The sequence below is a fragment of the Virgibacillus sp. 7505 genome (genome assembly GCF_002272135.1).
Classification (GTDB): Bacteria; Bacillota; Bacilli; order Bacillales; family Amphibacillaceae; genus Terribacillus.
Map to the genome: position 1 here is coordinate 1 of NZ_NPBF01000052.1, position 681 is coordinate 681.

The following is a 681-nucleotide window of genomic DNA, read 5'->3' on the forward strand; positions in this document are numbered from 1 at the left end:
ATTGCGGATGCAATCCGTTCAGAGCGTAGACAAAACGCCTTTGAGAAAATGATTCTCAAAGGCGTTTTGTTGATGATAAAAGAGATGGATGGATATTGGAGACTTTGGAGTTGGAGGGGTGTTCCTCCTCCAACTCCAGGTGGCTAATTTTTTCAAGTTCATCGCAGCAAAAACAAACATCGCCTGCATTGCATTTTTTTCCAACCCTTTCAGGTTGGTCCAACGCAGACCATGCTTCTGTTTCAGATCGGCAAAGACACGCTCAATCGTTTCTTTGCGCTTGGCGTAGATGTCTCGGTTCTTTGCCGTATGCCTCAGATGTTCTGCCTCATCCAGGGCATCTTGCCAAATATGGCGAAGAACGAGCTTTTGGTGGTTTTGGCTCTTTGTACATTGAGCGAGCAGCGGGCACGTCTCACAAATCCGAGGGTCGGAGACATATTCCCGGTACCCCTCTCGATTCGTCGTTCGGTAAGAAAGCACCTGGTTTTGTGGGCAAAGAAAACAATCGTAGTATTCATCATAGACAAACTCGTTTTTTCGGATATAGCCTTTAGGGGTCATCGGGCGTTTATAAGGCATAACAGGATGAACGCCTTCTTCTTGAAGTTTTTTGGCAATGGCAGGCGTTTTATAGCCCGCATCCACAGCGACAACCTTTGGTCGGCACACCTTGTCTTT

At 46.8% G+C, this 681-nt stretch carries 1 pseudogene; it reads right to left on the reverse strand.

The annotated features are described in order from the left end of the window. Positions 1 to 681, reverse strand: a pseudogene (locus tag CHH91_RS17860) (transposase); the annotation flags it as partial.